The sequence below is a fragment of the Eubacterium sp. ER2 genome, assembly GCF_000765215.1.
Classification (GTDB): domain Bacteria; phylum Bacillota; class Clostridia; order Lachnospirales; family Lachnospiraceae; genus Claveliimonas; species Claveliimonas intestinigallinarum.
On sequence record NZ_JPJE01000004.1, the window covers coordinates 44307 to 71295 of the forward strand.

The 26989-nt window shown below is 57.0% G+C and carries 19 protein-coding genes; 2 read left to right on the forward strand and 17 right to left on the reverse strand.

From position 1 onward, the window contains the following. Nucleotides 1-178 precede the first annotated feature (178 nt). The 6 genes from NI21_RS0101275 to NI21_RS16960 all read right to left on the reverse strand — a co-directional run bounded on the left by NI21_RS0101275 (nt 179) and on the right by NI21_RS16960 (nt 8194). A complete protein-coding gene (locus NI21_RS0101275) occupies nt 179-1837 on the reverse strand; it encodes an alpha-glucosidase (RefSeq protein ID WP_033124433.1) in 1659 nt (552 codons plus the stop codon). 76 nt (nt 1838-1913) lie between these two features. Further along, nucleotides 1914-3704: a glycoside hydrolase family 13 protein gene (locus NI21_RS0101280; RefSeq protein WP_033124434.1), complete on the reverse strand. Its 1791-nt coding sequence runs from the start codon at nt 3702-3704 to the stop codon at nt 1914-1916. 3 nt (nt 3705-3707) lie between these two features. Then, nucleotides 3708-5183 (reverse strand): 4-alpha-glucanotransferase, encoded by a 1476-nt coding sequence (gene malQ, locus NI21_RS0101285; RefSeq protein ID WP_033124435.1) that lies wholly within the window; start codon nt 5181-5183, stop codon nt 3708-3710. 22 nt (nt 5184-5205) lie between these two features. Next, nucleotides 5206-7470 carry a glycogen/starch/alpha-glucan phosphorylase gene (locus NI21_RS0101290; RefSeq protein WP_369792752.1) on the reverse strand — a complete coding sequence of 755 codons (2265 nt, stop codon included), beginning with the start codon at nt 7468-7470 and terminating at the stop codon, nt 5206-5208. 164 nt (nt 7471-7634) lie between these two features. After that, the gene (locus tag NI21_RS16955) at nt 7635-7862 is read right to left on the reverse strand and encodes an amylo-alpha-1,6-glucosidase (RefSeq protein WP_369792753.1); all 228 of its coding nucleotides are present in this window, start codon (nt 7860-7862) and stop codon (nt 7635-7637) included. Next, nucleotides 7835-8194 carry a hypothetical protein gene (locus NI21_RS16960; protein ID WP_033124437.1) on the reverse strand — a complete coding sequence of 120 codons (360 nt, stop codon included), beginning with the start codon at nt 8192-8194 and terminating at the stop codon, nt 7835-7837. Before NI21_RS16960 ends, NI21_RS16955 begins: the two co-directional genes overlap by 28 nt. 284 nt (nt 8195-8478) lie before the next feature. On the opposite strand from NI21_RS16960, the gene NI21_RS0101300 reads away from it, so the two are divergent. Next, on the forward strand, nt 8479-9489 hold the full coding sequence (locus NI21_RS0101300) for a LacI family DNA-binding transcriptional regulator (RefSeq protein WP_033124438.1): 1011 nt from the start codon (nt 8479-8481) through the stop codon (nt 9487-9489). A 24-nt stretch (nt 9490-9513) separates the two neighbouring features. Here the strand turns inward: NI21_RS0101300 and NI21_RS0101305 are convergent, their stop codons facing one another. Genes NI21_RS0101305 through NI21_RS0101320 form a run of 4 tightly spaced genes read right to left on the reverse strand, consistent with a single transcriptional unit; the run spans nt 9514 to nt 14086 of the window. After that, on the reverse strand, nt 9514-10641 hold the full coding sequence (locus NI21_RS0101305) for a toxic anion resistance protein (protein WP_033124439.1): 1128 nt from the start codon (nt 10639-10641) through the stop codon (nt 9514-9516). A gap of 36 nt (nt 10642-10677) precedes the next feature. Further along, entirely contained in the window at nt 10678-11766 is a 1089-nt protein-coding gene (locus NI21_RS0101310; RefSeq protein WP_033124440.1) for a substrate-binding domain-containing protein, read from the reverse strand. A gap of 3 nt (nt 11767-11769) precedes the next feature. After that, nucleotides 11770-12456, reverse strand: a complete 687-nt coding sequence (locus tag NI21_RS0101315; RefSeq protein WP_033124441.1) for a 5-bromo-4-chloroindolyl phosphate hydrolysis family protein — start codon at nt 12454-12456, stop codon at nt 11770-11772. 4 nt (nt 12457-12460) lie between these two features. Next, nucleotides 12461-14086 carry a VWA domain-containing protein gene (locus NI21_RS0101320; RefSeq protein WP_033124442.1) on the reverse strand — a complete coding sequence of 542 codons (1626 nt, stop codon included), beginning with the start codon at nt 14084-14086 and terminating at the stop codon, nt 12461-12463. A gap of 275 nt (nt 14087-14361) precedes the next feature. On the opposite strand from NI21_RS0101320, the gene NI21_RS0101325 reads away from it, so the two are divergent. Beyond that, entirely contained in the window at nt 14362-18093 is a 3732-nt protein-coding gene (locus NI21_RS0101325) for a choice-of-anchor I family protein (protein WP_242842790.1), read from the forward strand. Between the two features lie 184 nt (nt 18094-18277). Here NI21_RS0101325 and NI21_RS16675 read toward each other — a convergent pair whose 3' ends face one another. From NI21_RS16675 to NI21_RS0101355, 7 genes are all read right to left on the reverse strand, one after another. Next, nucleotides 18278-18448, reverse strand: coding sequence for a LysR family transcriptional regulator (locus NI21_RS16675; protein ID WP_147581153.1), 171 nt, complete (start codon nt 18446-18448; stop codon nt 18278-18280). Nucleotides 18449-18480: 32 nt separating this feature from the next. Further along, nucleotides 18481-19143: a hypothetical protein gene (locus tag NI21_RS0101330; protein WP_033124443.1), complete on the reverse strand. Its 663-nt coding sequence runs from the start codon at nt 19141-19143 to the stop codon at nt 18481-18483. Nucleotides 19144-19224: 81 nt separating this feature from the next. Then, the gene (locus tag NI21_RS0101335) at nt 19225-21831 is read right to left on the reverse strand and encodes an FtsX-like permease family protein (protein ID WP_033124444.1); all 2607 of its coding nucleotides are present in this window, start codon (nt 21829-21831) and stop codon (nt 19225-19227) included. Next, nucleotides 21824-22510 carry an ABC transporter ATP-binding protein gene (locus NI21_RS0101340; RefSeq protein ID WP_033124445.1) on the reverse strand — a complete coding sequence of 229 codons (687 nt, stop codon included), beginning with the start codon at nt 22508-22510 and terminating at the stop codon, nt 21824-21826. Before NI21_RS0101340 ends, NI21_RS0101335 begins: the two co-directional genes overlap by 8 nt. A gap of 131 nt (nt 22511-22641) precedes the next feature. Then, nucleotides 22642-23514: a sensor histidine kinase KdpD gene (locus NI21_RS0101345; RefSeq protein WP_033124446.1), complete on the reverse strand. Its 873-nt coding sequence runs from the start codon at nt 23512-23514 to the stop codon at nt 22642-22644. Then, nucleotides 23511-24197 (reverse strand): response regulator transcription factor, encoded by a 687-nt coding sequence (locus tag NI21_RS0101350; RefSeq protein ID WP_033124447.1) that lies wholly within the window; start codon nt 24195-24197, stop codon nt 23511-23513. Before NI21_RS0101350 ends, NI21_RS0101345 begins: the two co-directional genes overlap by 4 nt. Nucleotides 24198-24216: 19 nt before the next feature. Beyond that, nucleotides 24217-26967, reverse strand: a complete 2751-nt coding sequence (locus tag NI21_RS0101355) for a DEAD/DEAH box helicase family protein (RefSeq protein ID WP_033124448.1) — start codon at nt 26965-26967, stop codon at nt 24217-24219. Between the last annotated feature and the right edge of the window lie 22 nt (nt 26968-26989).

The window sequence follows — 26989 nt, forward strand, 5'->3', positions numbered from 1 at the left end:
AAGATCTTCATGGATAATCAGATAACACCGGAGGCAGACTGGCTGCCTCCTCTGTGTCCTGCCCGCCAGAAAAGGCGGATGTCTCTAACTTTCTCACTTGGGGCTGAGATACACCCTCTCGATCATAGATATTATAGAACAGATTTATGTGAAACGCAAGCTTTTTTTATGTCGCTTCTTATTTTTGGCAGAGCACCATCACAGCCTCATACGGGCGAAGATGCCCGCTCTTCCACGCCTCTTCGCCGGCGCCGCTCTCCTTCTCATAATTGCAGGCCAGCACCTGCCCTTCTGCCCACATCTCCGGCAAGGGGCAGCTGACTTCTGTCCCTGAGAAGTTGGCAAGGACAAGGAGCTGCGAATCTCCATTACTTCTTGTGTAGGCGAAGACCTTTTCATCCTCCGGGAAGAGAAGCGTAAATTTCCCGTCCACGATCACCGGATACTCCTTGCGCAGGGCGATCAGCTTCTGATAGAAGCGGAACACGGAATCCGGATCCGCCATCTCCGCCTCTGCGTTGATCTGCCTGTAGTTTTCGTTCACCTCGATCCAGGGCTCGCCTGCTGTGAATCCGGCATTGGCGCTGCCATCCCACTGCATGGGGGTGCGGGCGTTGTCCCGGCTCTTGGCGTAGATGGATGTCATCACATCCGCCTCGTCGTAGCCTGCTTCCACCCTCTCCTCATAGAGGTGCAGCGTCTCGATGTCCCTGTAATGGCTGATGTCCGGGAAGCGCACATTGGTCATGCCCAGCTCTTCTCCCTGGTAGATGTAGGGCGTCCCCTGCATGCCGTGAAGGATCATGGCCAGCATCTTTGCCGACTGCACCCGGTACTCCTTGTCGTTCCCCCACCTGGAGACGATCCTTGGAAGGTCGTGGTTATTCCAGAACAGGCTGTTCCAGCCCTTTCCGCAGAGCTCCTCCTGCCATTTTGCCAATGTCTTTTTCAGCTTTACCACGCTCAGGGCAGCCAGGTCCCACTTGGTCTTTCCCTCCTGCTGGTCCAGGCCGATATGCTCGAACTGAAATACCATGGAGAACTCGCTGCCATCCGGATTGCTGTAGAGCTTTGCCCGCTCCGGGTCTGCTCCCCAGGCTTCTCCCACGGTGATGAGATCCCCTTTCTGGAAAGTCTCCCGGCTCATCTCCCGGATAAACTCGTGAAGCCTGGGGCCGTTGGCGGTAATACCCAGGTCCGGCTCCTTGGCGATCTGGTCAATGACATCCAGGCGGAAGCCGCCCACGCCCTTGTCCATCCACCACAGGATCATGTCGTAGATCTCCCGGCGGACTTTCTCGTTCTCCCAGTTCAGATCCGGCTGTTTCACGGAAAACTGGTGGAAATAATACTGCTCAAGCTCCGGAACCCACTCCCAGGCAGGGCCCCCGAAAGCTGCCTCCATGTCATTGGGAAGCTCCCCTTCCACGCCGTCCCTCCACACATAGTAGTCATGGTACGGATTGTCTTTGCTCTTCTTCGCCTCCTGGAACCAGCGGTGCTCGTCGGAGGTGTGGTTCAGCACCAGGTCCATGATGATGCGGATCCCTCTCTTCTCTGCCTCCGCAATAAGCTCCTCCATGTCAGCGAGGCTGCCGAACATGGGGTCTATGTCCTGGTAATCGGATATGTCGTAGCCGTTGTCATCCTGGGGAGACCTGCACACGGGCGAGAGCCAGATAGCGTCAATGCCAAGCTCCCTCAAGTAGTCCAGCCGGCTGATGATACCCGGGATGTCTCCGATGCCGTCGCCGTTGCTGTCCTGGAAGCTGCGGGGATAGATCTGATAGACCACCGCCTGCTGCCACCATTTTCTTTCTGTCGTCCTTTCACTCATAAATGTTCATCTCCTTTCCACTCTGTACGCAGATACGGGCAGGCCGTATAAAAGCCTGCCTATATTTTCTGCTTTTCTACTGTTTAATCTTCTTCCGGCGGATCAGGGTACCGTTCTTCCCAAGGACCCCGTCCGCATATTTTCTGGAGAAAAGGATCTCCCCCTCTTCCCGCACGTTCATGTCTTCCTTGGAGCAGTTCAGAAGCACCTCAATCTCATTCCAGCGCCCGTCCAGCTTGATGTACTCCACACAGCGGTCATTTTCATACTCACCGGGGAAATGGAAATAAAGGCTCCTGCAGGCCTCCTCGTCCTTCCGCATCCTGATGAGGGAGCGGACAAGGCCGATCTTCTCCTGGTTCTCCTTCTCCTCCAGCTCATCCCAGGGCATGCACCGCCGGCAGTCCGGGTCGTGGCCGCCCTCCATGGCGATCTCCGTCCCGTAGTAGATGCAGGGGCTTCCCGGCATGGTAAAGAGGACCGCAAGCTGCTGGTAAAAGATATCCAGGTCATGGAACCGGTTCATAAGCCGCTCCGTGTCGTGGGAGTCCAGAAGGTTGAACATGACGTTGTTGTTCTGCTGCATGTACATAGTGTAGCAGCGGTTGATCATGTACTCGAACTCCTCTTTCTTCATGCTCTTGTCCAGGAAAAAATCATGGATGCCGCTCATAAGGGGGTAGTTCATGACTGAGTCGTACTCATCCCCCATGAGCCACTGGCTGGCGTCATGCCAGATTTCTCCCAGGAGGTAGATATCCTCCCTGCACCCTTTCAGATGCTCCCGCATCTTTTTCAGGAAACGGTGGGACACTTCATTTCCCACATCGAAGCGGATACCGTCTATGTCAAAGTCCCGGATCCATCCCTGGCACACCTGGCAGAAATAGTCGATGACCTGGTCATTGTTCGTGTTGAGCTTTGGCATCCAGTCCGCAAAGGCAAAGGAATAAAATCTGCCGTCCCTTGTGTCCTCCTGCTTGTCCGGCAGGGGCCACTGGTGGATCATGAACCAGTCCGCATACGGGGAGTCCTTCCCGTTTTTCAGCACGTCCTGCCAGGGGCCGAAGTGACGCCCGCAGTGGTTGAACACCGCGTCCACCATGACCCGGATCCCCAGGGCGTGGGCCTCCTTCACCAGTCTGGCAAAGGTCTCCCCGTCTCCGAAATGAGGATCGATCCTCGTGTAGTCCGTGGTGTCATACTTGTGGTTGGACTCCGCCTCCATGATGGGGTTGAGGTAGATCCCGGTGACACCTAAGTCTGCCAGGTAGGGAAGCTTCTGCCGGATCCCCTCCAGGTTTCCCCCGAAGCGCTCCTCGTTGGTGACAGGCCCCTTCCGCCAGGGAACGATCTCTCCTCCTGAGGCAGCGCTGTCCCGCTCAGCTCCTTCTGCTTCTGAAACTCCCCTGCAGAAGCGGTCCGGGAAGATCTGGTACCAGACCGTGTCGTTGACCCAGTCGGGGGTCCTGTTTACATCCGCCGGGTTCATCCAGGGCACGGTAAAGCACTGGATCATCCTTCCCTCCATATCCATCTGCTCCTGGGTCAGGAAACCGTCCTCGCAGTAGTACCAGACTTCTCTGTCCGTGTGCAGTTCAAAGTAATATTTGCATCTCTTATACGGCGGAACCAGGGTGGTGGTCCACCAGATCTGATGGCGGAGCCTCTTTTTGTAGACGATCTCCTCCCTCTTCCCGGTCCACTTCTCTTTCCCGCCAAGGATACCCGCCTCGAAGGGGTCGCCGTGGTGGATGAACACCCGTTTCACGTCGTAGCCGGTCTTTAAGTTGACCACCAGCTCGTCTTCATTTAAAGGATAGCTCATCTGCTCTGAAGTTTTGTGGTAAACGCCTGTAAATTCCATCTTTTATACCTCTTTCCGGGCCTGGATCAGCTTTCTGTATCCTGCAAGTTCCCGTCCGGCCCTGTCAAAGTCCGGCATATGCCACTCCCAGTTGGGGGAGCCCACCGTTCCCGGCGTGTTCATGTGGCCCTCCCGGCCAAGTCCCAGAATATCCTGCATGGGGATGATGGCGTACTGGGCCGGGCTGTGCAGCAGGTAGGCGATCAGCCTGTCCTTCACGGACCCTGCCCTGCACCCTTCCTTTTTAAGGAAGCGGCGCACCTTCCGCCTGGCGGCGGGGCTTAAATTCCCGTACCACTCCATAAGCGTGTCGTTGTCATGGGTGCCGGTGTATATGATCATATTTTCTGTGTCTTCTGAGATATCACGGGCGTACTTTCCGCCCGTCTCAATGGAGAAGACAAGGATCTTCATGCCCTTTAAATGGTAGTGCTCTTTCAGCGTCAGAACCTCCGGACGCAGATCTCCCAGATCTTCCGCCACCAGCTCCACGTCGGGCAGCTTCTCTGTCAGCAGATCCAGCACCTCGTACCCGGGCGCCTCGATCCAGTCTCCCTCCACGGCTGTGGGGCAGGAGGCCGGGATCTTCCAGTAGGTGTCAAAAGCACGGAAATGGTCGATGCGCACAATGTCAAAGAGCTTTCCGCTGTAGCCGATCCGGTCCAGCCAGAACTGATAGCCCTGCTCCTTCATGTAGTCCCAGTCATAGATAGGATTGCCCCATCTCTGCCCTGTCTCACTGAAATAGTCCGGCGGAACGCCTGCTATGAAGATGGGGCGTCCGTCCGTGTCCAGAAGGAAATTGTCCTTTCCTCCCCACACGTCCACAGAGTCCACGCCCACGTAGAAGGGCACGTCCCCCATGATGCGGATGCCGTTTTCGTTGGCCGTTTTTTTCACCTTCATCCACTGGCAGAAGAACATATACTGAAGGAACACCTGGAAATCGGCCTCTTCCTTTTCCGGTGCAGTAAGCTCCCGGCGGGTCTTCGTCCAGTTTTTGTCCTCCTCTTTCCACTCGTTCCAGCATGTGCCGCCGTTGCTTATCTTAAGGGCGCGGAACACACCGTACTCCAAGGCCCACTCCTGCCGGGCAAAGGTCCAGAACTCTTCCTTCTGGTCCAGCCCCTGCTCCCGGAATGACTGCCAGGCCTCCTTAAGATAGGGAAGCTTGAAAGCTCGCACCGCATCGTAGTCCACACGGACTGCCTTTTCCCGGAACACCTCCGGCTGCTCTTTCAGAAGCCCTTCCTGGAAAAGCACATCCAGACTGATATACAGCTCGTCTCCTGCGTAGGATGAGTAGGGCTGATAAGGCGAATTGCCGTAGCCCACAGGGTTCAGGGGAAGGATCTGCCAGATCCCTGCCCCGCTTTCCTTCACCATCTCGATCCATCTGTATGCCGCCGGGCCCAGCTCCCCGATCCCCGTCCGGGAGGGGAGGGAGGACACGGGCATCAGTATGCCTGTCTGTCTCATGGTAATACCTCTCTTATCTATTTTACAGATGCCAAATGTCTCTGTTGTACTCCGCAATGGTGCGGTCTGAGGAGAAGAAGCCTGCCTTTGCAATGTTCACCAGCATCTTCTTCGCCCATGCCTTCTCGTCCTCGTAGTCTGCGAGCATCTGCTCTTTTGTGCGGATGTAGTCCTTCACATCCAGAAGGGTCATGAACCAGTCTTTGCCCACGATCTCCTTGTAGAGTCTTCCTAAGTTCACCGGATCGCCGATCATGATCATCTCCTTGCTGATGATAAAGTCCACCAGCTCCTCGATCTGCGGATCGCTCTCGTAGATGGCTCTGGAATTGTAGGCGCTGTCAGCGTAGAGCTGGATGACCTTCTCGGACTTCTCGCCGAAGATATAGATGTTGTCGTCCCCCACAAGCTGGTGGATCTCCACATTTGCCCCGTCCTCGGTTCCCAGGGTCACGGCTCCGTTCAGCATGAACTTCATGTTTCCGGTTCCGGAGGCCTCCTTGGACGCCAGGGAGATCTGCTCGGAAATGTCGCAGGCCGGGATCAGCTTCTCAGCCTTTGTCACATTGTAGTTTTCCACCATGACGATGCGCATGTACTTGTTGACATCCGGATCGTTGTTCACAAGCTGCTGCAGGCAGAGGATCAGATGGATGATGTCCTTTGCGATGGTGTAGGCCGGAGCAGCCTTGGCGCCGAAGATCATGGTGATGGGTCTTGCCGGCAGGTTGCCCTTCTTGATCTCCTTGTATTTGTAGATGGCGTAGAGGGCGTTCATCTGCTGTCTCTTGTACTCGTGGAGACGCTTGATCTGGATATCAAATACAGAATTCTCGTCCACGTCTACATCCTGGGTCATCTTCAGATAGTCCTTCAGCTCCACCTTGGCGTCTTTCTTGATCTCTCTGAGACGCTGGAGCACTTTCTCGTCATCCTTGTATGCCAGCAGTTTTTCAAGCTGGGAAGCGTCCTCCACATACTCTTCTCCGATAAGCTCCTTCAGATAATCCGCAAGCTCATGGTTGCAGTGGAGAAGCCAGCGGCGGAAAGTAATGCCGTTTGTCTTGTTGTTGAACTTCTCCGGGTAAATATCGTAGAAAGGCTTCAGCTCGGACTCTTTGAGTATCTCTGTGTGGAGGGCAGCCACACCGTTCACCGCATAGCCGTAGTGGATGTCGATGTGGGCCATGTGTACCCGGTCCATCTTGTCGATGATGTACACTCTCTCGTTATGGAAGTCCCTTCTCACCCTTGCGTCCAGCTCGCGGATGATGGGCATAAGCTGGGGAACCACCTTCTCCAGGTAGGCGATGGGCCACTTCTCCAGAGCCTCTGCCAGAATGGTGTGGTTCGTGTAGGCGCATGTCTTTCTCACCACGTCGATGGCTGTGTCCATATTGAAGCCCTTCTGGGTTGTCAGGATACGGATCAGCTCCGGGATCACCATAGTAGGATGGGTGTCGTTGATCTGGATGCACACATGCTCGTGAAGGTGATACAGGTCCACGCCTCTCTCCTGTGCCTCTTTCAGAATGAGCTGGGCCGCGTTGCTGACCATGAAGTACTGCTGGTAGATACGCAGAAGCTGTCCCGCCTCGTCGCTGTCATCCGGGTAGAGGAAGAGGGTCAGGTTCCTGCGGACATCACTCTTGTCAAACTGGATGCCATCGTGGATCATGCTCTCGTCCACAGTATCGATGTCAAAGAGATGGAGCTTGTTGCAGCCGCTCTTGTATCCCGGCACGTCGATATCGTACATGGTGGAAGTCAGCGTAAAGTCCTTGAAAGGCACCTCAAAGTGGCAGTCTGTCTTTGTAAGCCATGTATTGTCTGTGATCCAGGGGTTTTTGTCCTCCCACTGCTTGTTGTCCGCAAACTTCTGGAGGAACAGTCCGTCGTGGTAGTTAAGTCCCACGCCGTCCCCGGCAAGTCCCAGTGTGGCGATGGAGTCAAGGAAGCAGGCCGCCAGACGTCCAAGGCCTCCGTTTCCAAGGGACGGCTCCAGCTCCACCTCCTCGATCTGTGTCAGATCGTGGCCGTATTTTTTCAGCACTTCCCTTGTCTCCTCAAAAACTCCCAGGTTGATCAGATTGTTGGACAGAAGCTTTCCGATGAGAAATTCCGCGGAAATGTAATATAATTTCCTGTCTCCTGTGTTGGCCTTCATGCCCTGCATTTTTTCCTTTGTCACAAAGAGAAGGGCTGTGTAGATTTCCTCCTTTGTGGCGTCTTTGATATCTTTCTGAAATTTCTCCTGCAATACACGCTGTAATGCCTGTTCCATAATGAATACTCTCCTTTTCACATCTGATATTTCATAAACACTACGGTATCATCATACCATGGCCGCACAGCGGCCATGGGCCTCTGGCAGATGCGCGGCGGATTTCTGCGGTTCCGCAGAAACCGCTCTATGCGCAGGTATAATAACCACGCTGTGGCTATTATACCCTATTTTTCCAGTTTTTCATAGACCCGAAGCAGTTCTCCCACACTCCAGGCCTGGGCGAAACACCCTCTGGAAACCGTGGGGAACGCCCCGTCATAGATCTCCGGAAGCTGTCCTGCGCATCCCTCCCTGAGGTCGCTCTCCAGTCCTTCCATCTGCTCTTTCACCTTTTCTTTCGCAGCCCGGGAATAGCCGTGGACTTTCAGATAAGCCAGGTAGTAGGCTCCCAGGGGGCGTCCGTCATGGTAGTCAGCGTGTCGTTGGCAAACATGAACACATCCGCGCTGGCCTCCGGGTCCTGTGACACCTGCCCGGCAGCGCTGGCCTCGTCGGCCACACCGTAGACAAATGTAATGTCCCACTCAGGATGCTCATCGGCAAACCTCTCGCACATTGTCTGAAGCCATTCTCCGCTGTCCTTTGACTGGTCGTTGGACGGAGACCATACCATAAGCCGGACCTTCTCCGCGCCATCGGAAGCATCCTCTCCCGAGGCGGCGCATCCGGTCAGTCCTGCCAGCAGCCCTGCTGTGAGCAGCAGAGCCAACCCTCTTTTCATCATCACTTTATCTCCATTTCTTTAAAAGTTTCGTATTGTTTCGTTCTTTTAACAGCATACTCTATTTGGCTCACCTCGTCAACAAAAATATTGTGTGTTTTCTTTGAATTGTATGTTTTTCATAGATTTCGTTCCAGATTTTTATGCATTTTCACAATATTCCTTGTTCTCTCTTTTCTAAACTTACCGAAACTTGTTGTGTTTTTACGCAATATCACATTGATTTCCCCAAAACTTTCCTCTATAATAAATATATCTATTTCCACATAAGAGGGGGGGCCGAAAAAATGGCTACAATACAGGATATTGCCGACAAGCTGGGGATTTCCAAGGGAACAGTGTCCAAAGCTCTCAACGGTGCATCAGACATCAGCGAAACTTTACAAAAAAATGTACTGGAGACAGCGGTGGAGATGGGATACTCCAAACTGCGCCGCCCCAGCGGCGTCCGGAAGCTCTGCATCCTTATAGAAAATATGGAGTACCAGGAACCACACCAGTTCGGCTATGAGATCATCCTCGGCTTCCGGCAGATGGCAGAGCCGGCAGGCTACACAGTAGATATCGTCCCGGTGACGGAAAAGCTGCAGAAAAGCTCCTCCTACGACGCTTTCATGCTGAAGAACGATTACCTGGGCTCTTTTGTTCTGGGATTTTCCTTAAGTGATCCCTGGATGAAGGACTTCCACACAAGCCACACCTCCACTGTCCTCTACGACAACTACGTCATGGCCAATCCCCACATCGCCTATGTGGGAATTGACAACAACGAGGGCATGGAGCTGGCAGTGGCCCATCTGAAGAAGCTGGGACACAAGAAGATCGGATACTTAAGCCACGCTCTGGGCTCCCACATCATGCAGGTGCGTCACAAGGCCTTCTTCGCAGCCCTCCGCCAGAACGGTCTGAAGACAGATCCCACCTGCGCCGGGGCTTCCTACTACACCTCCCAGTGCATGGAGAAACATCTGCCCCGCCTTTTGAAGATGGGCGTCACAGCCGTCATCTGCAGCCACGATCAGATCGCCAACGCGGCTCTTGTGCAGTGTCAGCAGATGGGCCTTAAGGTTCCCGCCGATGTGAGTATCATCGGCTTTGACGACCTTCCCATCTGTGCCTACACCTCCCCGCCCCTCACCACCGTGCGCCAGGAGCGGGTACAGCTTGGGAAAAGCGGCTACTACGCCCTGGAGAGCCTGATGAACCATGTGGCTATCGGCACTCTGCTGCTCCACGCCCGCCTGGTGGTGAGGAGCTCAACAGACACAGCCAGAAAAAAGGCGGATCCTGCTGTATAGGATCCGTCTTTGTCTTATCTTACATCAGCTCCGGGATGTTCCAAGAAGCGAAGCCCGTATGTCGCGCTCCAGCTTCTCCAGCTCGGCCTCCGCCTCCTGCCGTTTCCTGCGGCCCTCCTGCTGGATGCGGACCGCCTCGCTCATGGTGCTGATCAGGTTCTCGTTCGCCTTCTTCAGCGTCGCGATATCCACAATGCTCCGCTCCGACTCCCTCGCCACGTCCAGGGTATTCTGCCTGAGCTTCTCCGAGTTCTGCAAAAGGAGCTGGTTCGTCGTGTCCGTGATATTCCGCTGCAGCTTCAGGGCCTCCTGCTGCCGGTACAGCCCCAGCGCCATGACCATCTGGCTCTTCCACAAAGGGATAGTCTCCTGGATCGCCGTCTGGATCTTGTCAGCCAGAAGCTTGTCATTGTTCTGCACGAGTCGGAGCTGGGGAGCCGTCTGGATGGCGATGGTACGGCTCGTCTTCAGGTCGTGGATCTTCTTCTCAAACTGGTTCACCGTGTCCTCAAAATCCCGGACGATCTGGGCGTTCATAGGATCGCCGCTCCTCTCAGCCTCGGCCCGCAGGGAGGGGAGCGTCTGCTCCCGCAGTTCCCGCAGTTTCTCCTCTCCGGCCGCAATGTAGAGCTGAAGCTGCCGGAAGTAGGACAGGTTTTTCTCATACATGGCGTCCAGCATGCCAATGTCTTTGAGCATCTCCATCCGGGCCTCCTCCAACTTGCCCTCGATCCTGTCCACCTGGACTTCCAGCTTCTCGTACTGCATGAGGAATTTCTTCACCTTGGACTCCGCCTTCTTAAAAATGCCCATGATCCCGCCCTCTTTCTCCAGGGAGTCAAAGTCCAGTCCCTCCACATTGGCGATGAGCCCGGTCATCAGCTCTCCCACATATCCTGTGTCCTTTGCGCGGACGTTATTCAGGATATTCTCGGAGAAATCCGCGATGTTCTGCTTCGCCCCGGCGCCGTACTGCATCAGCATCTGGGAGTCCGTCAAGTCGATCTGCTCCTTCAGCTCCTCCACCTTGCGCCTCTCCTCCGGCGTGAGTGAAGTGATCTGCTCCTTCAGGGCGGCCGGCGTCTCCTCCGCCGGTGCATCCTCCGCCTGTCCTCTCTGCTTTCTCAACATATCCAGGGTTATCTCTGCCATAGCCATTCTTTCCTTTCTGTTATTTTCGCAGGCCCTTTACCGGAGCCCGTCTATGATCCGGCGCATCACATCGTAGGAGGGTACCTGCGCCACCTGGGTGATATTGTCAGCGATGCCCGGCACGCCGAGCTCCTTGTCCGATATCTCATAGTTTCCCGTGCGGAAACCGTGCTTTTCCCACGCCAGCTTCTGCACCTCTTCATCCTGCAGTCCCCGGATCAGGGTCTTCCCCGCATCGTCCAGAGCGATCAGCACATGGGCGGACCACACGGTAGGAGCCGGGTAGAGCACGACGATGTCGTCCCGGACCGACTCATACTCTTCCGGATGCAGCATGGCGTACTCGATGATCTGGCTCTCGTACCCCGCCGCAATGGGAGTGGCTCCCACGCCCATCCGCAGGAACTGGCTGAACAGATCTGAGGAGGAGGTCTCCATGTATCCAAGCTTTCCGAAGATTGTCTGGAGCTGAGGCAGGATCTCGTCCACCTTCTCCGGGGTCAGCGTCTGCCCCCCGTTCAGCACATCCGCCAGAAGGGCCGCAAACATATTGCCCGAGTTGGAGCGGGCCGGGTCTGTGGTGTCCACCGAGACTGTACCGTACAGCTCCGGCACGCCGATGTCCGCCCAGGCCGTATCATTCTGGATCAGCTCCACCAGCTTTGCCATGTCGATGTAGTTCACGTCCCCGTCCTTCGTGATCAGCCCCTGGCTGTCAAAGGCGTCCAGCACCATCTTATGGGTGTAGAGGACAATGGGCGTGTTGAGGAGGATCTCGCTCTGGACCGGGCTGCCGTGGAGCTCCTCATAGTACTCAAGCGCGATGCTGCTGGACGGGAAGAGATAATTTCTCCCCTCCAGGTCCGCTGTCATCATGTCCAGGGAGCCCGCCTTGGAGTAGTCCACCTCCAGTCCGTATTTCTCTCCCAGGATGGACAGCACCTCCTCATCTTCCAGGAACCCGATCTTCTCGCCCCCCACATAGCCGGATACCGCTGTCTTTGGCTTTGTCTTCCCTGTTTCCTTCTCTTTGCCGTCCCCCGAACCGCCCGTCAGGAGGTAGATGCCTCCCACAGCCGCCATCACGCAGATCAGCAAAGCAAGTCCTATGATCTTCTTCCTCATGTACTACACTCCTGTCTCCTTTTCGTTTCCCTGGCCGTCCCTTCCCTTATCACGGCCCTCCTCCTGCCGCACCTCGTACCCCTCCGAGCGGAGCGTCTGCCTGAGCAGGTTCAGGTCAGCCTCCATATCCATCAGTTCGTTCTGCATCAGTTTCTGGAACTGCATCCGGAAGGCGTCCTTGAGCGTCAGGACCGCCTCCGCTGTGTTCTGAAAGATCTTCTCCGACTCGTCAGTGAGGAGCCTGGTGTCCTGGAGCTCCACATAGTTCTCCAGCACATTGGCAGCTGTCTCCTGGTAGTAGTCGATGTAGCGTCTGGCGGACGGGATCTTCCTCGGGTTGTCGGTCAGGAATTTCAGGATGTTTCCCGCAATGTCGATCAGTTCGGACGCGGACTGGCGCAGGCCCGGCGCCTGGATCCTGTCCGCCGCCTCCCGCATCCGCCGGTAATCGCGCCCCGCCTCCTGCAGCCTTTCATGGAGTACCTCCCCGTTGCCCAGCTTCTCGATATCGATCCGCCCGATCCGCCTCACCGGGCGCAGCACCAGGAGGAACCCGGCGTAGGACACAAGGGAGAGCCCCATACACAGAAGCATGTTCCACCCAAGCCCCACAAGAAGTGCGGCGAAAAGCAGAAGCGCCAGGACGGCAGAGACAGCGATGCTTACGATTTCTTTCCATTTATCTTTCATATTGCTAATTATATCCTTTCACACTGCGGAAGGCCTCTGTCAGATCCTGCGTCCCATCAAAGACCCGGCCTCCCGTTGCTTCTGCCAGTTCCTCCAGCTGCGTGGGATCCGCCGCCCCGAAAGTAATGGAGAACACCGGCACATCGATCCCCAGGGTATCCCAGGCCTCCTGGAACGTCTGGTAATTGTAGTCCGACACGCCGTCCGTCATCAGAATGATGGCAGGCGTATACTTTTCTAGATCGTAGGACGACGCCTCAGCCAGAGCCTGCGCCGCCGCGTTGTAGATATCCGTGCCGCCCGCGATCTGGAAATCCGCCACCTTCTGGTAGAGCTGCGCCAGAGCCTCGTCAGAGTCGTCCGCCGCCCGCTCTATATCCAGAATCGTGTTGTCAAAGAAGATCACCTCGTTGACCTCCCCCGCATTCGCCTGCAGGAAATTTTTGCTGGCATTCTCCTGCAGCAGGATCTGGGACATGGCGTCTTTGAGCTGAGCCTCCCCGGTCCCCTCCATGCTGCCGGAGAAATCCAGGCAGTAGATGTTGAGGGAGGGCTTCTTAAAGCTTGTCTGGTACAGGTTCAGCGCCTCCATCAGCACGTCTGCGTCCGGCATCTGGATGGGCGAGAGGATCCGCTCCGTGTCAACGCCCCACTCTTCGTTAAAAACATCCTTATTCTCATCCGAGACGCCGTTCGCGCTGATGCGCCGGCCGGTCGCCTCGATCTCACTCTGGGCCTCCTTCGACAGCAGATACTGCTGCACAGCCTGGAACGCCTCCTCCTTCTGGCTGTCCCCGTGATCCACATACCCGAGGGGCGAGTCCGCGATGGACAGGCCGTCGTAGGGGTAGACGATATAGAGCGGCTCTTTTCCCTCGCTCTCCAACTGCCGGTTGGCGTCAATGATCAGGCACTCGTAGTTGACCATGGCGTCGTAGTCCTCCTTGAGGAACAGGTCCTTCAGCCAGTCGGAGCTGCCGGAGCTGCGCTCCACGCCGCCAAGGAGTCCCGTGATGTCAGCCCGTAGCTGCTCCCCCTGAAGGTCTTCCGCCGTCATGCCCTCCTGCTTGCCCAGAAGCGCGTACAGGAAACCTATGTAGGCGCTGGCCCCGGAGTTGGACTGGGTGGCGCTCGTCATACAGAAGCTCATCTTTCCACCCTGTATGGCGGCCAGGATGTCTTTCACAGAGACGTCTTTCCCCTTAAATCCCAGCTCCTCCGCCAGGCTATCCCGGATGCCGAAGACCACCGGCGTCATGGAGATGGACTGACTGTGCTTCACCAGGTGGTTCACATCCCCCATGGACAGCCAGATACTGCTGGCCGGCCAGACGGCGTCATACTCTTCTGCGCCGCTCTCCAGAGCCCGCATGATATCTACAGAGCCCTTGTAGTCCATCTCGATCTCCACGCCAGTTGCCTGGCTGCACTCGTCTATCACCGCCTCCAGCTCCTCGTTCTCCGATCCGGACAGGATGCGGATCGTCCCGTCCGCCTTCATGATCTCAGCGGACGCATCCCGCTCCTTCTCTTCCGTCTTCGCCTCACCCGGCGAGCCCGCGCATCCTGTGAGCAGGAGAGCAAAAGCCAGGAATAAGGTCAGAGCTGTTCCAAATTTTCTTTTCCTCATAAGACAATTCCTTTCTTCGACCTGCGCGGCACATGCCGCTGTTTGATCCTTCTGTCTCTATTTTCCTTCATTTTGCGCATTTGCTCTATCAACTCCGGGTAAAATCTACGTAAATTCCCTGTTAAGAGCGTGGCTCCTCATGTAGGATTTCTACTTCCGCGCATGGATTTACCTGGAGTTTACGCATTTTTTCGCAAACTCTCATCCCGACTTAATATTTGTCCTGTATAGTAACTTTGGAAATTTTGTATCCGAAAAAAGGAGGAAAGAATCCTATGAGAAGAAAATGGCACAAAGGCGCCGCCATCACACTGGCAGCGGCCATGCTCTGCGCACAGGGTGCTCCCGTATCCGCCCTGGCCGAGGAGAATGTCCAGACAGACGAGACCGTCGCCCCGGACGCAGAGACGTCTGAGGCTGAAGCAAACGCTGGGGCAGCGGAAAACGGCAGCACCGCGCAGGACGCGGCGGAAACCGAAGGCATGGATGTGGAAACACCCGAAGCAGACGAGACCGTTCCTGAAGAAAGAACAGAACGCACACAGGGGACTACAGCCTCTCCAGCCACAGGCGCAAATACACTCCAGACACCGGTCGCAAATAGCGGCAACACGGTAGAATACCTGACGCTCCAGCCGGGGGAGACCAGCACTTCCGTAAACCTGAACTGGTACGCGCCGGCTGGCACGACAAAGGCACAGGTAAAATTCGGCGGCATGACGGTGGATGCAACCGTACGTGAACTTACACCTCCCACAAAGGTAGATGAAAGCAAGTACACCGACACAGGCAAGATGGTCTGTGAGGCTACCATTACAGGGCTAGCAGCGGGAACTGAATATACGTATCAGATTTCCTATGACAGCGGACAGAGCTGGTCCGAAGCGCACACCTACACCACGCCGGCAGCCGGCAGCTTCCGGTTCGGCTTCACCAGCGACCCGCAGATCAAGGAGAACGGCAGCACCGACGGTGCGGGCTGGCAGCCGGCAGATGACACGAACCAGACCGGCTGGGCGACCATGATGGAGAAACTGGCGTCAGAGGGCGTCAGCCTTGTAGTATCCGCCGGGGACCAGGTGGAGGATCAGAGCTGGGGCAAATCCAGCGAGTACGCCGCCTTCTTCGCGCCGGAGGAGATGTCGTCCATCGCTTATGCGCCGGCAGTGGGCAACCACGACCGCCATTACATGTTCGAGGACCACTTCAACCTGCCCAACGAGATGTCTGTGGCGGGCATGGACGAGAACGGCGCGCTCGCCCAGGTAAAGACCACCTTCCGGGGACAGAACAGCGGCACGAGCCAGAGCCACGGCAACTATATCCAGGCTACGGCAGACGAGATCGCAAACAGCTCCGAGTCCAACGGCGTAACCCCAAACGCAGAGGGACAGTATGACTTTACGGAGCGCCGGGAGATGGAGACAAAGGGCAACTACTATTATCTCTATGACAATGTGCTCTTCGTCACCCTGAACACAGGCGCTTATCCGGGAGGGAACGATGAGGAGAATGCAGGAAACGCCAGCGTGCCCAGCGCAGCCAAAGATAACTCCGAGGCTGAGGCCATGGTGGGCAACTTCCGCACCACCATGAACGCAGCCGTCAGCGAATACGCGGGCCAGTATCAGTGGCTGATCGTGACCCACCACAAATCCACCCAGACCGTGGCCAAGCATGCGGCGGACTCTGACATTGAGAACTACGTGGACGCGGGCTTCGAGAAGGTGATGGACGAGTTTGACGTAGATTTTGTCCTGGGCGGACACGACCACGTCTACTCCAGAAGCTACGTGCTCAAGGACGGACAGCGGAATGCGGAGCGCCTGGACAACTATCACGATCCGGACGGCACCATCTACCTGACAGGCAACTGCTGCTCTGACATGCAGTACTACACTCCCTTCGCCTCCGTCGACAAAACGAACAATGCGGACTATCCGGTCCTTGCGGACGGAACGACAGGTTCCCAGGAATATCTGGCTGGCAAGCTCCCCATCGGCAACCAGGAGTGGAACCAGGAGTACAGCCCCAGCTACGCTGTATTCGATGTGACAGGGAATGAGATCTCCGTCCATGTATACAATCTTGCCGGAGACAGCGCCTCTCCGGACAGCGAGCTCATCGACTCCTTCAGCGTGACGAAGAACGCAGACGGCGGAGCAAAGACGGCCGGCACCGAGAACGGGAAAGTTTCCGCATCCCTGAACCTGACACAGGAAGGCCGCTACGATGCGGGCATGACAAACGCAGACGGCGGTGTCATGGAGATCGTGGACTACAATACGGCAACCGGATGGGCCTACGCCATCAACGGACAGACCGGCAACCTGACCGCCATCCCCATGAAGACGCTGGCAGCAGGCGAGAACGTGGATCTGCTGGACGGCAATGACATCGATGTGAAATCCATGATCGAGGCAGAGTGCGAGGGCTTTACATACGGCGACATGACTTCCGTGGCGGTCTCAGCGGACGGCACGAAACTTGCAGCGGCAATCCAGGCCGAAGGATATGCGGACAGCGGCCGCGTGGCGCTCTTCACCTGCAATGAGGACGGAACCCTTACATTTGAAAAAGCCTATGAGACAGGCACCCAGCCGGATATGGTGACATTTACGCCGGATGACAGCAGGGTGCTGACAGCGAACGAGGGCGAGCCGAGGAAAGGATACGAAGGAGACGCGACAGACCCGGCGGGAACCGTGACGGTGATCTCTCTTGCAGACGGCAAGGCAGTGAATGTCGGCTTCGAGGCATATGACAGTGCGGAGGCAAGACAGGCTCTCACAGATGCGGGGATCGTTCTGAAAAAGGGAGCTGTTCCGTCCAAAGACCTGGAGCCGGAATATATCGCAGCGGGAAATAGCACGGCATACGTGACGCTGCAGGAGGCCAACGCCATCGCGGCCATCGACCTGAACAGCCTTAAACTGACAGGCATCTACTCCGCAGGCTATGAAGACTACAGCACTGTACCGGTCGATATTGACAAAAAGGATGAGGCTTATGATCCAAAAACCTACGACTCCCTGCGCGGCATCCGCATGCCGGACAGCATCGCGCTCTACTCTGTGGGCGGCACAGACTATGTTGTAACGGCAAACGAGGGGGACTCCAGAGAGTGGGGCGACTATCTCAACGAAGTGGAGAGAAACTTCAAGGATGGCGAGACCTCCCCGACAGGAAAGATCACGGCGGACAACAGCGGACTGACAGGGAAAGTGGTATTCTTCGACAGCAGCGATTACGACGGGCTGGATGCGAACCTGGACTACCTCTTCGGCGGGCGCTCCTTCACGGTATACAAAGCGGACGGAAACGGCCTGACCGAGGTGTTTGACAGCGGAAGCGACTTCGAGGCAAAGACAGCGGTCTATGTACCGGAGAACTTCAACTGCTCCAACGACGATAAGTCGATCGATGACCGCTCCGGAAAGAAGGGACCCGAGTCCGAGAGCGTGACACTCGGGACTGTCGGAGAGAAAACCTATGCGTTCGTGGGACTTGAGAGAGTCGGCGGCGTGATGGTCTACGACATCACAGACCCGGCACACATCAGCTTTGCAAACTACATCAATTCCAGAGACTACAGCGAGGATATCGCAGGCGACAACTCGCCGGAGGGGCTGTGCTTCATCCCGGCAGGCGAGAGCTGGGACGGAAACGCTTATCTGGTGGCTGCATGCGAGGTGTCCGGCACAGTCGCCGTCTACAGCGCTGCCGCCAACACAGCCTATGATCCCGGCACAGGAAACCCGGATGACGGGCAAAAGCCCGGAGACGGCGAGGATGAGAACCCTGATGACGGGCAGAAGCCAGGAACAGGCGGCGAGGATCAAAAGCCCGGCACAGCCGATAGCCAGGCAGGCGGGCAGAACACTTCCGGAAAGAAAGCGGCAAGGACCGGAGACGGCAGCAATTACACACTTTATCTGCTGCTGGCACTGGCAGCGGCAGGTTCTGCCACTGCTGTCATCGTGATCCGCCGCAGAAAAGCACAGTAAAAAACAAACATCCTTTCATAGGACAGGACAGACAAAGTTGATGGCATGTCCCACCCGGGACATGCCATATCTTTGTCTCTTTGCTCTGTACCTGTCTATTCAGCTCTCCATCTTCTCCTTTAACATCTTCATGAACCTGTGTACATTTTTCTTGTCACAGCTGGTGGGATAGTACATCCGTATCTCAAAGTCCTTCTCCAGCCGTTTCTCCTCCTCCTTCTGCACGCTGCATCTGTAGGGAGGAGATGTTCTGGCTGATGGCAGTCTGGGAGACATAGTTCATATTTCCGGCTTTTGTAAAGCTCTTGCTCTCGATCACATCCACAAAATATTTGTACTTCCATATGCTGCTCACCTGGCGGCCCTCCTACTTGCGTCGCGGGACATCTACCCCATCAGTTTTCCCACCTGACCTGCAATCTTCGTGTTGCAGCGGATCTGCTTCTGCACCCGCTCTCCCGTGCGCACAGACTCAAACACAAGGTAGGCCACTGTGTCCTTCTCCACCTGCTGCACTGTCGTCTTCAGATCTGTGTGCCTGTGGGTTCCGCTCAGCGCCCCCACAAAAGCGCCGTCAAAGCCAGCGACGGCCCCGCCGATGATAGCGCCTGTCAGTTTTCCCTTGGGGCGGGTCGTGCCCGTCGTCGTTGTGAACGTCTCATAATGCGGGCCTCCCCATATAAAGCTGACCAGGGCCCAGCAGGCGGCGTTCTCCACAAATACGTCCCCGAAGTAGTAGAGCCCGTTTCCTCCTCTTCTGAAGTTCAGGCCCCCGATGTGGTACTGGGTCTCCTGTTGTTTCAGTGCGCTGATCCTCTGCTTTTCCGCTATGCGCGCCTGCTTTTCCTGATATTTTGCCAGGTACTCCTCCGGGGACATCTTCTCGTTGGCGAGATAAAACTGTCTCTCCTCGTCCGTCAGGACGGCCGTGGTCCCGGCTTTCTGCATCTTATTATTAATCTGCACAATCCTTTTGCCGATGTCGAACCCCTCTTTGAGCTCATCTGCCATCTTCTTCCAAAAGCCCTTTTCCCGCTCTCCTTTCTTCATCCTGCCAGAGTCTGCTGCACATTGTCTTTCTCTATCATAAAACTTTCGGAAAGATTTTTCAACACTTAAAAAAGATCCTGTCTACGCCTCCCGGCTGATGACGCTGACCACGCTCTCCTTTCTCTGGGGCAGCCAGGCCAGATATGGCACGACGACGCCCAAAAGGAGCAGCACCGGGAACACCGGCAGCATGGGCCATACGACAAAATGGTAGTCCATGAACCACAGTCCCTCCGACAGAGCCCGCACAAGGGTCAGGGACAGGATACAGCCCGCTGCCAGGGAGGCAAGGATGGTAAACCCGGCGTAGCATACTCCCTCCAGCATGAGCATCCGCGCCAGCTGCCGCCTCATCATACCGATGGCCTCCATCATGGCCAGCTCCCGCTTCCTGGTGACAATGCCGGTGAGGATGGAGTTGACAAAGTTCAGGACGCCGATGACGCCCACCACAGTGGTGAGGACGCCTCCCACAAGGGTGATAAGCCCGGTCATGCCGGAGAACTCGTTGGTATATCTCTGCCTGGACTCATAGTTCATCAGAGGCTCCTGAGAGGTCGTGTAGGTATCAATAAATCCGGCAAAGTCATCCTCCCTGTCGTCCTCAACATCAAAGAGATAGCTCATGAGGCACTCCGGCGAGGCCATCTCCTTAAACACATCTGCCGCGGTGTAGAAGGAAAAGGCTTCTCCCTTCCTGGTGGTCAGCCCGTAGTAATTCTCCTTCACAAGAGAGAGGATCTCAAACTGTCTCTTCTGCCCGTCCGGGGCCACAAGAGTGATGGCGTCCCCGGCGTGATAGCGTATCTGGTCCTCCTCCACATTCCCGTTGTCGTCCACATCCGCCATACCCAGCACATACTCCCCTGTGGCCAGCTTTTCCCTGATAGCGTCCAGGTCCGTCTCCCCCTCCACAGGCTCCAGCTTCTCCAGGGGATAGTCCTCCATCCCGTAGACAGCCGCCCTGTAATTCCCGTTCTCATCCTGCCAGTAGGGCTGCTTGCTGCTGCCCATCATATAGTAGAAATCTCCGTTCTCATCTGTCAGCACGTTCTCCGTCGGCCTGTAGGTGGACGCCTCCAGGGAGAGGTCAGCCGTCATGTAGATGCGCCCGCCCCTCTCAAAGCCCTCCTGCTCCTGGCAGGCCTCTATGAAAGACTCGGTCAGGTTCTCCTCCTCGATGTCCTCTTCCATACCAAAGTATTCATAGTTAAAGTACCTGGCGCTGGCGATGAGGAAATCTGAGGTGACGAACCGGCTCAGGAATTTGTCCATAGAGAAGGAGCTGGTCACTGTGAAAATGCTGTTGAGAAGCACCACGGAGAGGGACAGGGACAGGATGACGACCAGTGTCTTCCCTTTGCTCCTCCCCAGACCCGACAGGGCCATCCGCCAGAGCTTCCCTCCATCAGTGGTGCGCTTCTCCTTCCGCCTGCCCTTCGCCCCTTCTGTGTACCGCACCGCCTCCACAGGGGACACCCGGGCCGCGATCCGGGCCGGCTTCCTGGTGGAGATGCCCACTGTGACAAGGGTAAAAAGAACCGCTCCCAGGAAAATGAGGGGATTGAGGGAGACCTCCACCTCTCCTCCCGCATAAGAGCTCCTTGCCAGCACGAGAGGCACGATCCACTTCCCGATGAAAAATCCGAGCACCAGCCCCGCCGGGATGCCGAGCACTGCCAGTTGCCAGGCCTGTCTCCTGACGATCCTCCTAATCTGGGAGCCGGTGGTCCCCACGGTCTTCAGAAGCCCGTAGTACCGGATATCCCGGATGACAGAAATCTGGAACACATTGTAGATGATGAGGTATCCCGTCAGCAGGATGATACCGAGCCCTCCCACAGCGGCGGCTGCAGTCAGGGGGTCAGCGCCGGCGCCGTCGGAGATGTAGGCCCAGTTGGCGTTGCCGGACAGATAGTCCGCATCCCCCTCAGTCACCGAGTAGCCGCTCTCTGTGATGACCCGGTCCAGCTTCTTCTGGATACCCCAGGAGTTGGAAAAATTCACATCCATCTGGATGTTCCCGGTACTGCCGATGGCGTTTCCGCTCTCGTCCCGATAGGCGTCAAGCTCCCCGGCATGCTCTGTCAGGTAAGCCTTGGAGGTGATGACAAATCCCACATTCAGGGCCGGGTCGGACTTCAGGATGCCGGTCACGGTAAAGGTCCTCTCCTCCACCTGGGGCTCCAGCTGCCCGAACTGGAGGGACAGGGTGATCTGCTGCCCGGTCTTCTCCGGCAGTCCCAGGAGCTGGAGCGTCATATCGTCCACCAGCACCTCGTCCGCTCTCTCAGGCACGGTCCCCTCCTTGAGAGTGAGAAAGCGATGGGGGTAGTGGTACTCCGGCACATACCAGAGCTCCACATGCCGCTTTAAAAACTCCGGATTCAGCACCCCGTCGGAGAGCACCTCGCAGGCCGCGCTCTCCTTCACAAGGGGATGGGCCGCCAGCTTCTCATACTCCTCCATGGTCACGTTCTTGATGACGCCGTGGCTGTCACCCCCTGACTGGCGCATGGTGGCCAGCTGAAAATTCTCCACCGTCCCCAGTCCGATGGTGAAAAGGGCGGTAAACAGCATGGCGGTCAGGGCGATAGCCAGCACGGCGATGACATTCCTTGTGCGGCTGGCCTGAAAGCTCCGATCCGCCAGCCTTCCGATAACTTTCCTGTTCTTCACCTTACGCATCTGCCTCACCGCCCTTTCCCCGGATGCGCCCGTCCTCGATGCGCACGATCCGGTCCGCCATCTGGGCAATCTCCTCGTTGTGGGTGATCATCACCACCGTCTGTCCGAAACGGCTGCTGGTCACCTTCAGAAGGCTTAGCACGTCCTGGCTGGTGACTGAGTCCAGGTTGCCTGTGGGCTCGTCGGCCAGGAGGATGGCCGGCTTTGCAGCCAGAGCCCGGGCAATGGCCACCCGCTGCTGCTGCCCGCCGGAGAGCTGGGAGGGCAGGCTGAATTTTTTGGACTCAAGCCCCAGGATGTCAATGATGTCCTCCACAAATTTCCTGTCCGGCCTGTTGCCGTCCAGCTCCACCGGCAGCACGATGTTCTCGTACACGTTCAGCACTGGAACCAGGTTGTAGCTCTGGAACACGAACCCGATCTTCCTGCGCCGGAAGATGGTGAGCTCCTCGTCCTTCAGCTTTGAAATGTCCCTGCCGTCCACCCACACCTTCCCCGAGGTGGGCCGGTCCAGGCCTCCCAGCATGTGCAGAAGGGTGGATTTCCCGCTTCCGGACGTGCCCACGATGGCTACAAACTCGCCCAGCTCCACAGACAGGTCCACCCCGTCCAGGGCCTTCACCAGCGTGTCGCCGCTGCCGTAATATTTCTTCAGTTGACTGGCCTTTAATATACTCATACAGATAACCTCCTCGCTGACGGCTCCCCGGCCTGCCGTTGCGCTCCTTCCCGCAGAGCAATGGCCTTATAGAACCGATTTTCTATAAGGCCATTATATAAGAGTAATCTTTCCACATTCTTTCTCAAATCTTACACCTTTGACAGATTTTCCTCCGCCCTGGGGAGATAGACCCCGAAGCAGCTCCCTTCTCCCTCCCGGGAGCTCACCTTAATGTAGCCGTCCTGCCTCTCCAGGATCTCCCGCGCCAGGTAGAGTCCTATGCCGATGCCGTCCTCCTGCTGCATCCCTTTTCCCCGGCAAAATCTCCCAAAGATCCGGGCTCTCTCCTCCTCCGGGATGCCCGGGCCCTGATCCTTAACCTGAACGCAGACGTAGAACTCAAACTCCCGGGCGCTGACGCCCACCCGGGAGCCTGCGGGCGCGTACTTGATGGCATTGTCCACGATGTTTCCCAGGGCCTCGGCCGTCCACTTCCTGTCGTACCGGCAGAACACCTCCCCCCGCGGAAAGCGCACGTCCAGCTCTATGCCCTTCTCCCGGGCCTTCGGCCCAAAGGCCGCCGCCACGTCCTGGAGCAGCGGAAGGAGGTTTTGGCCCTCCGGGAAAATCTCCAGGACGCCGGACTCCAGCCGGGACATTTTCACAAGGGCCTGGATCAGAAATTCCAGCTTCCTCGTCTGCCCCATGATCTGCCGGGCCAGCTCTCTTTCCTCCCCATCCGATGCCTTCTCCTCCAGCAGCTCTCCGTAGAGGAGGATGTTGGAGAGGGGCGTCCTTGTCTGATGGGAGATGTCGGACACGAGGGCCTTCATATTCTCCCTCTCCCGCCTTGTCTCCTCCAGGGCGTGTCTGGTGGAGGTGAAATACTGTTTCCAGCGGGACTCCAGCCGGGACAGCTCTGTCTCGTCATAGCGCTCCTCCTCAAAGGTCCCGTCCATGGCGCTCTCCAGCATCTCGTCCAGCCGCTCCATGGTCTTCTTAGCTCCGATCTGTATTCTCATGCTCTTCTCTCCCACACATACCCCAGGCCGTACACAGTCTCTATAGGCTTGTAGCCTTCCCGTCCCTCCAGCTTGCGCCGGAGCCGGTTTACCGCAACGCTGAGGGCGTTCTCCTCCACAAACTGCGCCTCGTCACTCCACAGGATGTCCATCAGCCTCTCCCGGGTCATGGTCTGCCCCGGATGGGTGACAAAGCACCGCAGGAGCTTCTGCTCAATCCGGCTTAAGACAATCTCCTGGCCGTCCACGAAAAACCGCATCTCCCCAAACAGGAAACGGTATCTGCCATCCTCGTAGGTATCCTTCCCCTGCTCCGCTGCCTGGCCTGCGCGGAGCCGCATCCGATCCACCCTGGCCCGCAGGGCCATAAGTCCGAAGGGCTTGGTGATATAATCGTCCGCTCCCAGTGAAAATCCGGTGATCTCGTCGCTTTCCAGGTCATTGGCCGTGATGAGGAGCACCGGGATCCGGGACTGGCCCCGAATTTCTCTTAAAACATCATATCCGCTGCCATCCGGCAGGTTCACGTCCAGCAGCGCCATGTCCGCCTTCTCTCTGTTCCAGAGCTCCCTTGCCTCCCGGGCTGAGAAAGCCTGCAGGAAGGACGTGTCCTCCCTCCCCAGGGCCAGGGCGATTCCCTGGTTCAGTCCCCTGTCGTCCTCCACGATCAGAATTTTGTACATCTGTCTCTCTCCTTACTCCTTATTCATATTTTCCCTTTGCCACCTTCCTGCCCTGTAGGAAGCTCTGATTTTTATTTACGAAGGACTTTGTCCTGGCCCGGAGCAGAAGCCTTCTCCCCTCCGGCGTCCGGGTGTAGGCCACCTGGTACCTTCCCAGAACCTTTCGCATATGCTTCTCAAAGACCAGCGCTCTCTCCTTTTTATTTCCAAAGATTTCCGGAACGCTGTAGAACTCCTCGCTCCGTCCGCTCCTCTTCTCCCTTGTCAGCAGATACCTGGGATTGTCTATGACTCCCCAGATCTCCTCCATGCAGGCGGCAAAGGTGGTCTTGTCCCGCATGGTCCCGCCCTTGAGCCAGGTTCCAATGACCAGGCCGTCAGCGGACTCCACCTGGGCCCTGCAATGCTGCGGATCCTCCAGCTCCCCGATCTCTGCCAGGGCGTCAGCCACCGCCTGGCTGATCCGCGTCATCCTGCGCTCCGGCGTGCTGAGCCGCACAAGCCTCACTCCATATCTTGCCACCAGCACGCAGGCGGCCAGCATGGCAAGGCCCAGGGCCGCCGCCGGCACAGATCGGGCCCCGTAGGCCGCCTGAGTGAACACCCGCCCAAGCCCCATCAAAACCGCTATGAGCAGGCTCAGGATTTCCATCCACACGGCGTTCACAAAGAGGAAGCCGGTCTTTGCCTCCTCCGCAGGGATGTCCTCCACCTGCTGCACCTCCATGCCGCCCCGGATCTCCCGCAGGGATCTCTGCCACCGGCTTCTCATCCCCTCCCGGTCTGATGCCCTCTCAAGCATCATCTCATTGACCTTCTCCATCTTCTCTTTAGTGTCAAATTCCGGGATAGCCAGGCGCTCCACGCCGCTCTCTATGACATCGTCCTTCCAGGACACGCCCAGGAAGGCATGAAACCTCCTGACCAGCGTCTCGTAGTCCCCGGAGAAATCCGCATGCTTTGTCTTTCCCGATTTCTCCGGAAAAATGCAGGCAAGATGCCAGATATTCCCCGTCTTCTCCGGGTGATCCCGGTCTGTCCGTATGGTGCGTCCCCTCATCTGGTTGCTCAGCATGAAGGAGCCCACGTAGGTGGCCAGGACAAGAGAGTTGATGCAGGGTGCATCCCACCCCTCTCCCAGAAGGGACTTGGTTCCCACCAGGACATTGATTTCACCCTGGCGGAACAGCTCCGTGACCACCGCCACGATGTGGGTGTTTTTCCCTTTCACCTTCAGCTGGCCGTAACCCGTCTCCCTCACAGGGGACAAAGTGCCCTGGCATCCCTTCTGTCCCAGCAGCTCCTCCAGCTTCTCCCTGGTGTCCATGGGCACAAGGATCACTGAGCCGCTGAGACACCCCAGGCGGACGCCCTCACGCCCCTGCCTTCTCAGGTGCTCAAAGATGGGCACTGCCCCGATCTCCGCAGCCATGACCTGATCCGTCCCCGCGAGGGACAGCTTGTCCTTCTTGATATAGTCGCACAGAACCAGAAGGCGCAGCTCCTCTCCCAGAGAGCTGTACTCCGCGTCCACGATCCGACCGATGCTCTCCATCTTGCCCTGGCTCTTTGCCAGAAGCCTCTGCATGGCGTCCCTGTGGGTGAGAGACACCTTTTTCCGGTAAATACAGCCCGCCTCCTTCAGCTCCCGCAGCAGCTCCTCCCGGTCACTCTGAGTCACCTCGTAGGAGTCCGCGTCATCGTAGAGAAACCCCTGCAGGAGAACCTCCAGCCAGGAGCTGTCAAGCCTGGGCAGCCTTCCCTCCGCTCCGATCAGCTCTCTTAAGTACGCCGGAAAGGGGATCTGCTGTGTCTGGCAAAAGATGAGAAGGGCGGAAAAATACTTCGGGTTGTCCAGGAACCTCTCACTGTACTCCTCCGGGCTTCGCAGTCCCCTGTGGGTGGCGATCATATCCGTAAATCTGCTCCCTGTAAGGAGCCGGTTCCTCACAGCCTCCTCCTTCTTCTGATAGTCCTCTATCTGGCGCAGTTCCTCCCTGGCAGGCCAGTTGAAAAAGATATAGTCCTCGTGGGGACACAGACTCCCCTCCTTCACCAGCTCCGGCGTGAAGATCTCCTCATCGATGGGGCCGCACAGGTCGATATAGCGCTTCCACTGTCCCGGCGTGCTGTCGTAGGGCGGCGTGGCTGTCAGGGCGATGACCGTCACCCCCTTCAGCTCCTTCATAAACTTTTCCAGCGCCTTCCACCACTCGCTCCTTAAGTGATGGGCCTCGTCCAGGCAGATGGTCCGAATGCCAGCCGCCCGCACCGCCTCGAGGATGTCAAAGTCCCGGAAGTCCACATCCTCGGACTCCCCCTCCGTGTGCTCTCCGTCTGTGGCCTCCGTCTTCTTGTCACCTGCTTCCTGCTCGTTATCCTCTGTCAGCTCACCTTCGCTGTCCGCCAGCCTGCCCTGATATCTCTTCATGGCGCTGTACAGAGCCTGGTAGGTGATGGCTGTGATGGTCTTCATGTTTTTCAGATCATTGGAGAGAAGCTCCTCCGGATCCCTGCCCGGGAGGAGAAATCCCTCCACAATGCGCTCCAGCCACTGCTGCCGGATGGTGATGCCAGGAGACAGGATCAGGCAGGGCGCGCCGAGGCGCCGGATCAGCTCAATCCCAAGAGTCGTCTTCCCGGACCCGGGCGCCGCTACGATATGCATCTTCCCGTCCGCCAGGTATTTGTCCGCATTGGAGAGGACCCTGTCCTGGTAATCCCTCCAGGTTCCCCTGAACTGCAGTGTATCCTCGTATATGTTTTTCATTCCTCACATTCCCCTTGTGCTG

What these genes read in the sequence shown, in the direction of transcription:
- NI21_RS0101350 (WP_033124447.1), bottom strand. Translation starts at nt 24,197, where the DNA reads ATGTACAAAATTCTGATCGTGGAGGACGACAGGGGACTGAACCAGGGA.
- NI21_RS0101300 (WP_033124438.1), top strand. Translation starts at nt 8,479, where the DNA reads ATGGCTACAATACAGGATATTGCCGACAAGCTGGGGATTTCCAAGGGA.
- NI21_RS0101335 (WP_033124444.1), bottom strand. Translation starts at nt 21,831, where the DNA reads ATGCGTAAGGTGAAGAACAGGAAAGTTATCGGAAGGCTGGCGGATCGG.
- NI21_RS0101275 (WP_033124433.1), bottom strand. Translation starts at nt 1,837, where the DNA reads ATGAGTGAAAGGACGACAGAAAGAAAATGGTGGCAGCAGGCGGTGGTC.
- NI21_RS0101345 (WP_033124446.1), bottom strand. Translation starts at nt 23,514, where the DNA reads ATGAGAATACAGATCGGAGCTAAGAAGACCATGGAGCGGCTGGACGAG.
- NI21_RS0101315 (WP_033124441.1), bottom strand. Translation starts at nt 12,456, where the DNA reads ATGAAAGATAAATGGAAAGAAATCGTAAGCATCGCTGTCTCTGCCGTC.
- NI21_RS0101280 (WP_033124434.1), bottom strand. Translation starts at nt 3,704, where the DNA reads ATGGAATTTACAGGCGTTTACCACAAAACTTCAGAGCAGATGAGCTAT.
- NI21_RS0101320 (WP_033124442.1), bottom strand. Translation starts at nt 14,086, where the DNA reads ATGAGGAAAAGAAAATTTGGAACAGCTCTGACCTTATTCCTGGCTTTT.
- NI21_RS0101305 (WP_033124439.1), bottom strand. Translation starts at nt 10,641, where the DNA reads ATGGCAGAGATAACCCTGGATATGTTGAGAAAGCAGAGAGGACAGGCG.
- NI21_RS0101330 (WP_033124443.1), bottom strand. Translation starts at nt 19,143, where the DNA reads ATGAAGAAAGGAGAGCGGGAAAAGGGCTTTTGGAAGAAGATGGCAGAT.
- NI21_RS0101340 (WP_033124445.1), bottom strand. Translation starts at nt 22,510, where the DNA reads ATGAGTATATTAAAGGCCAGTCAACTGAAGAAATATTACGGCAGCGGC.
- NI21_RS0101325 (WP_242842790.1), top strand. Translation starts at nt 14,362, where the DNA reads ATGAGAAGAAAATGGCACAAAGGCGCCGCCATCACACTGGCAGCGGCC.
- NI21_RS0101310 (WP_033124440.1), bottom strand. Translation starts at nt 11,766, where the DNA reads ATGAGGAAGAAGATCATAGGACTTGCTTTGCTGATCTGCGTGATGGCG.
- NI21_RS0101355 (WP_033124448.1), bottom strand. Translation starts at nt 26,967, where the DNA reads ATGAAAAACATATACGAGGATACACTGCAGTTCAGGGGAACCTGGAGG.
- NI21_RS16960 (WP_033124437.1), bottom strand. Translation starts at nt 8,194, where the DNA reads ATGATGAAAAGAGGGTTGGCTCTGCTGCTCACAGCAGGGCTGCTGGCA.
- malQ (WP_033124435.1), bottom strand. Translation starts at nt 5,183, where the DNA reads ATGAGACAGACAGGCATACTGATGCCCGTGTCCTCCCTCCCCTCCCGG.